The organism is Alcanivorax sp. HI0083 (assembly GCF_001635175.1).
Map to the genome: position 1 here is coordinate 1 of NZ_LWFX01001025.1, position 6,615 is coordinate 6,615.

6 protein-coding genes and 2 pseudogenes are annotated in these 6,615 nt (G+C 50.4%); 3 read left to right on the forward strand and 5 right to left on the reverse strand.

What is annotated here, in order from left to right:
- Positions 1 to 192: pseudogene (locus A3754_RS12855) on the forward strand (IS256 family transposase); the annotation flags it as partial.
- 195 nt (positions 193 to 387) lie between these two features.
- On the opposite strand, the gene A3754_RS12860 reads toward A3754_RS12855, so the two are convergent.
- The 3 genes and pseudogenes from A3754_RS12860 to A3754_RS28855 all read right to left on the reverse strand — a co-directional run.
- Complete coding sequence (locus A3754_RS12860; protein ID WP_063520011.1) at positions 388 to 1,809, reverse strand: protein kinase; 1,422 nt, start codon at positions 1,807 to 1,809, stop codon at positions 388 to 390.
- 147 nt (positions 1,810 to 1,956) lie between these two features.
- On the reverse strand, positions 1,957 to 2,265 hold the full coding sequence (locus A3754_RS12865) for an SOS response-associated peptidase family protein (RefSeq protein ID WP_063520012.1): 309 nt from the start codon (positions 2,263 to 2,265) through the stop codon (positions 1,957 to 1,959).
- Positions 2,266 to 2,278: 13 nt separating this feature from the next.
- Positions 2,279 to 2,611 (reverse strand): annotated as a pseudogene (locus A3754_RS28855) (hypothetical protein); the annotation flags it as partial.
- 36 nt (positions 2,612 to 2,647) lie between these two features.
- Between A3754_RS28855 and A3754_RS12870 the strand changes: the two are divergent.
- Together A3754_RS12870 and A3754_RS12875 are read left to right on the forward strand one after the other, a co-directional pair.
- Complete coding sequence (locus tag A3754_RS12870) at positions 2,648 to 3,082, forward strand: LexA family transcriptional regulator (protein ID WP_063520013.1); 435 nt, start codon at positions 2,648 to 2,650, stop codon at positions 3,080 to 3,082.
- The gene (locus tag A3754_RS12875; RefSeq protein ID WP_063520014.1) at positions 3,048 to 4,337 is read left to right on the forward strand and encodes a Y-family DNA polymerase; all 1,290 of its coding nucleotides are present in this window, start codon (positions 3,048 to 3,050) and stop codon (positions 4,335 to 4,337) included. The genes A3754_RS12870 and A3754_RS12875 overlap by 35 nt, the downstream gene beginning before the upstream one ends.
- Before the next feature lie 18 nt (positions 4,338 to 4,355).
- On the opposite strand, the gene A3754_RS12880 is transcribed toward A3754_RS12875, so the two are convergent.
- Together A3754_RS12880 and A3754_RS27705 are read right to left on the reverse strand one after the other, a co-directional pair.
- A complete protein-coding gene (locus A3754_RS12880) occupies positions 4,356 to 5,492 on the reverse strand; it encodes an inovirus-type Gp2 protein (protein ID WP_063520015.1) in 1,137 nt (378 codons plus the stop codon).
- A gap of 374 nt (positions 5,493 to 5,866) precedes the next feature.
- Positions 5,867 to 6,615 (reverse strand): ATP-binding protein (locus A3754_RS27705; protein WP_197468645.1); only part of this gene is annotated, 749 nt, incomplete at its 5' end.

Sequence of the window (6,615 nt, forward strand, 5' to 3'; positions counted from 1 at the left end):
CATCGCCAGTTCCGCAAGCTGACAAAGACCAAGGGTGGCTTCGCCAGTGAGAACGCCTTACTGAAGCTGCTCTATGCCGGTATACTCAAGGCATCCGAGCGCTGGACCCACCCGGTGCAGAACTGGAATCTGACGCTGTCACAGATGGCCATCCACTTCCCCGAGCGCCTGGACAAATACATCAGCCTGTGAGGCTGCTGGCTGTGACACAGAGTTTTGAACACCCTCGGGGCCTGACTTGACTGCCAGGAGACGACCTCCCATCGCAAAGGATTTCACACCGTGCTCCTTGAGACATGAATCTTGCAATACTTCATCCCCAAAAAATAGATTTTTAGATAACCGATTGCTTTAGTTATGCCAGATTTTCAGAGACTAAAATTTTTATCAGGAGGCATTACTTTCAATATAAGTTCGGAATTCCTGCTCTGACATCGTATCATGGCGTCCATCATAAGTATCAGGCACCAGATTATAGATTGATCTAGTACTGAAAATCACAAAGCTACCACGTAAATACCTGCAAATTAACCGTGCTTGCTCTGGCAGCGGCTCTCCATCAAACTCACCCTCATCCCAATTAAACCGTTCAACGTACTTACCAGAATCAATCTCTACCAATTCCTCATAGGGAGATATCAACGAGTCATTTTCATATGTATTAGTAGACTCAATTTCTTCAGCCTCCATTCGAAAGTAATTCCATTGCGGATGAAGACCGAACGACTCGTATGTTAGCTTTTTTGGTTTCAGGTAATAATACAGCCTCTCAGAAACTTTAACTGCAATCATCCCCTTCTCTTTAGCACGCTCGGCACCTACAAATGTACTCCCTCCACCCCCAGGCAAAAACGCATGATTCAAACCATCAACTCTTGAAATTTCATTTAATACCGTAATTATATTTTCACAATCTCTCCATATAACAGACTCTGGAGAGCCTGCCGGAAACAATGCATTCTGAAGATCAAACCACTCGGTTATATTCTGCTCATGAAAATCATTGTTAATCCTAAGCCAGCCCTCAATCCTACTAATAACATCTTTCATTCCAGGCCGCTTATCGGGAGAGTTATCAGTGCACTCAGTCAATAGATCATGAAGAGACTTTGTGTAAAGCCCTCCACATACCGAGTTGATACTGATCACTGATAATGGACTATACTGGCCATCAAAGCATTTCATATCACCAACAATCGCAATCCATAGAGTCTTTGCAAAGGAGTAAATGTCCGCTTTTTCACCATCAGCCTCATTGGCATAACGTCTCATTTCAGGAGCCATCGTAAACTTAGGGCCAACATCTCCACCTTCCTTAGTAATATCTATTCGACCCGGGTACTTAACAAGTCCAAAATCAGACAAAAATAAACGGTTTTTTAGGAAAAGGATATTGGCTGGCTTTATATCACGATGATGAAATTCTCTTTGATGGAGTTGATGGAGAGTATTAGCCAGTCCCAGCATCCCCTCCACTATCTCCAGAACAGTTTTTCCTTTTCTCCACTCAGAAAACTTGATAGCTTGCGGCATCACAAACCACGGCACCTGATCACCCACATCCTCTGGCAAAAACTTGTCAACCAACGGTATAACACCACTAATATCTTGATTCTTCTCCATGGCTTCTACTTCGGACCTAAATCTATTGTAAATCGTCGGCCTGATTTTTTTTAAAAGCTTTATGGCATAAGAATCATTTCCATCTTTTACTGACCATACTTCTCCATTACCACCAGATCCCAGCTTGTATGAAAGCTTCCAATCGCCAATGGTTTGATTTTTCCTATACTTAATATTTTTCGCCATAATACCCCCCTCAATTCACTTAACCCTCGCCGTCATACGATTTTCTCTAGCACGACACCGCTATGTTTAACTTGTTTTTTCCGAAAAGACTTAATCATTATATCCCTGCCGCCAGACCAATCTTGATTTCCAGCCCTTATGCAGCATTTAATCCTGAATAAGAAAAGGCTCCCCTACCGTCTGCTTGAGGCTGACCTTGTCAATCGGGGTAGCCATCAGATCAGCGCGTATCACTGGGGCTAGCAACCCTTCCAGCGCAGTCACATCCGTCACCTCTGGCGACAACCAAATGTCATACGCATCCTCAGGCAACCACAATGGCGTGGACTTGCGGTGGATCTGCTCCAGGGCCGGGATACCCGGCAGGGTAATGATCGACGCGGAGGTAACTTCCTCCCCTGTCACCTTGTCCGTCCATTCTTTGTACAGCCCCCCCAAAGGCAATGGCGGTGCCATTGGCTGGCTCCAACAGATGCGGGCGCTTGCCGTCCTGGCTCTCGACAAAGGCGGTAGCGGGGATAATGCAGCGCGAATGCTTGAACTCGCGTTTCTGGGGTAGCTTGCGGTAATTGGTGTTTACGCTGAAGTAGTCCCTGTGGGGACGTAGCCCCTCCTGCGTCTGCTGGAGATACAGCCACCACGTCGCCGTGCGCAGTAATCGAGCCTCACTACCGCCCGTCACCACGCTAATCTGGGCCCCAGGCCGAAAGTCACCATAGATCAGTCGGTTAGCGTCCACGCCCAACGATTCTGCCAATTTGGCTGAGCCATCGCTCTTGATTAGCACGTAATTGGTACACATAATCAAATACTGTACTTATGGACAGTTAATTTAGCCATGCCGATTACCACTCTCTCTCCACTGGAGATAAGGGAGCAGTTTGCTGCACCCTGCTATCTCTCCCGCGTCAGGACCGGGTTTCCGAGCCCTGCTGACGATTACATGGACAAGAAACTCGACCTCAATGAGTTCCTTATAAAACACCCCGCCTCAACCTTCTACTGCTGGACCGAGGGGGAATCCATGGAGGGCGTCGGCATCTATGACCGGGATCTCCTGATTGTTGACCGCGAGGAGCAGGCACGGCATCAGGATGTGGTCTTAGCCTTTCTGGATGGTGAGCTGACCTGCAAGATCCTGGATGCCCATCGTCGCCTGCTATGTTCAGCCCACGAGGACTTCCCGCCGATCCCCATCTTGGATGGGAGCGACTTTCAGATTGAGGGGGTTGTGATCAATGCCATCCACCTCTTCCGCCATCGCACTGGTTGACTGCAACTCGTTCTACGCCAGTTGCGAGCAGATCTTCCGGCCTGACTTACGAGGCAAGCCGGTGGTGGTGCTGTCCAATAACGATGGCTTTGTTGTCGCCCGTAGCAAGGAGGCCAAAGCGCTAGGCATCCCAGACCTGGAAGCCTTTTTCAAGATTGAGGGGCTACTCAGAAAGCATGGCGTAGCCATCTTTTCCAGTAATTACCCGCTGTATGGCGACATCTCCAACCGGGTGATGACCAAACTCCAGGCATTCAGCCCCCGGATTGAGGTCTACAGCATCGACGAGATGTTTCTCGACATGGCGGGGATCCCTGGCGATCCGAAGCACACCGCACATGAGATCAAGGCTCAGCTGTGGGATCACATCCGAATGCCAGTGGGGGTAGGCATTGCGCCAACCAAAACATTGGCCAAGCTGGCCAACCGAACTGCCAAGAAGCTCCCGCAGTGTCAGGGTGTCTGTGTGCTGGATGAACCACTGAAGTGGGAATGGGTGCTGAAGCGTGTCCCGGTCACGGCCATCTGGGGGATCGCCCGACGATTGGGGGCCAGGCTCAATGCTGAAGGAATTCACAGCGCTCTCGATATCGCCAGGGCACACCCCAAGGTCATTCGGCGGATGACCAGTATCAACCTGGAACGAACTATCGAGGAGCTGAACGGCAGAGCCTGCCTGGCCCTTGAGGAAGTGCCGCCCGCGAAGAAGCAGATCTACTGCACTCGCTCTTTCGGCAACAAGGCCACTACTTCAGGCCCTGTACTGGAGGCGGTAGCTCTCTACGCGTCCCGAGCCGCCGAGAAACTCCGGAAACAGCACCACCTGGCGTTGAGCATGCATGTGTTCATGCACACCTCGCCATTTGAGCCGAACTTCCACTCCGCCAGCGACTTGGTCCAGCTTCCCTACCCCACCGACGACACACGAGAGATCGTGAAATTGGCCAGGGCGACAGCCGCTCGCCTGTACCAACCTGGCCATGCCTTCCTGAAAGCGGGTGTTGGTCTCGTGAACATCTGCGACCGCAAGCACCATCAGTTCGACATGCTACACCCAGGCCAGACAGAGAGAGCTGACCAGCTCATGACCGTCATCGACAGTATCAACCGTGCCCAAGGGAAAGGCAGCGTGTTCATGGCCTCCCAAGGGACCTCAGCCCCGTGGTACATGAGGCAACAGTTCAGATCACCGGAGTACACAACGCAATGGGCAGAGTTGCCCGTAGCTCACTGTCACACTCTGCCCTGCTCTTGATTGCATTCACACTGTAGGTCAACCACTTTCCCTGGTCGCTGTTCGGTCTCTCCGCTGCTTCAGTGCCTTGAAGCGGGGCCCTCGCACAATGCGCAATTGATTGACGCTCTTTTGTCCGGTTAGCCGAAGGGACTGTTCTTTTTTTGCGAAGTAACGGATGAGAGCCCTCATATTGGCTTCCTGGATTGCATCGCCCTTACGAAATTCTCCAACCGCCAAATGCCGCACAGGGACCTGTAATCGTTTCGACAGCGCCGTTCTAATCTCACCTACATTCACATTAAACCCAGCCCCTTCACCTTTAGTAACCACGTCACACCAATAGCTCTTCAAGTAAGTGCCAAGTAAAACATCCATGCGGACCTTACTACCGTCATATATAAAGTATCCATGCCAGTGATAGCCCTTTTTTGCCCCGTATTCAATCTTGAACACCGCCAACACCAGAGCAGAAAACTGGCGCTTGTTATGCCGCATGTTTCTAATGAAGCGGTCTAGATCGTTTGATATGCACTCTGGGGTTTTATTCCTACGCACAGACTGTTTGTAGCTGCCATCAACACGCACCAAGCGAGCTTTTCGACAAAGGCTCAACGCCTCATTCACTGCCCCGGTGATGCTGTCTACTCTACGCTGCTCCCTGACCACCTGCTGTCTACGAAACTGAAGGATCTCAGGTGCTGATAGCCGCCGTTTCAGTTCGTGAAGATACTCGAGATAGTAATCATGTACCGTTTTACCGCCAACGCGCTCATGCAACCGACGCCCCGTCAAGACGCGAACCGCCGCTTCCCTATTGAGGCCCAGGACAACCTGAACATCCGGGTCCACCTTGTACCCCCAGAAATCATCCTCAGTGAGATTGATACAGGATTCGATGGCTGGTGTCTTCTTATTGGGGATTCTGCGGATAAGCCCTTGGCTAGTCTCCTGCCGTCGGCTAATGACCAGTCGCCGCTGGGGCACGATTTCATCTAAAAGCGTCGTGACGTCCGCAAGCGCACGTGCAGTCTCTGCCTGATCAGTGATGAAGACTTTATTGAGATTATCTCTCTGATTGTAAACATCCAGTCCACAGTCCAGCATTTCATGGAACTGCTCCAGCCGTCCCACTTGAGCTTCTACTGACAGCATCATGCCGTGCCCTTGGTTCATCGTCATTGCTCCAGTATTAACCTTATTCTTTGATGGCTTTTTATGAGCAACGAACCAACCAGAATGGAAATCTGAATATTAATAAAACCAGAGAATAAAACCAGAGAATAAACATGTTCCCCTTTATGATTTACCAGACAACCACTCCCGGATCCCGAAATCACTGACTATCGCCGCTCATATAATGGGCAAAACATGTACGTTATTAAGCAAGCCCTACTAATACTGACACTGCCACCAGTATTAGTAAGAATTTTATTAACATGAGAAATTTCGCAGCCCTGACTATATACTGACCACCACATCACTCTGCCCCCAATGGCTCCTGAGGATTGACCGAGGGCGCTACCCGCTTTTAAGCAAGGAGCCCCCACCTATTGCAGATGGTAGAAGTTTGCTTTGTATACATTATGGCCCGTCTGATAGAACCCGGACCAACGGCCAGTTCCGCAGTTTAGCGCGCCCTTACAGAGGCCCAACTTCTGCTCCACCTTCCTGGCATCCTTGGCACTTCTGGTAGGCAGCGCAAAGTGGGTGTCAACGTTGGCGACCACTTCCTCACTCAGTTCATCAAGCGTTTGAGCGGCCAGCAGGAGGCCAACACCGAACTTCCGGCTCTCTTTCGCAATGGTCTTTATGATGCAGTCATCCGCTTTCTGGCGTATCACCGATCCAGCCTCATCAAGGACGAGATACACCCGAAATGGCGATCCGGCATCAAACGGTGATTCTTTCACTGGCCCCATGGCCGCAATTTCAGCATAGATCATATTCACCAAGGTTCGAGCCACCCAGCCCCTCATTGAAGCGGGGATTCCCTGCATATGAAGACGCGCACCATTCTGTAAAAGATCATCAACCCTCAAGGGCGATTCATGCTCGAAAATAGCGCATGCAGCCAATACATCAACACGGTTTATCAAGCCATCAAAAATCTGCCTTTCCCTGCTGCTTTCGGCCTCGTCTTTCTTCTCAAGAAGAAGATCTCTCAGATCAGAAGGCCGAATACTCTTTGCAGTCGCAGCGGGGGAATCGGAAGCGCTTTCCGTAATCCCCAGGCGCCGCCACAACTCCATGATCGCTGATCGCAGAACGTTGATTTGACCATCTCCAAGCTTTCGCC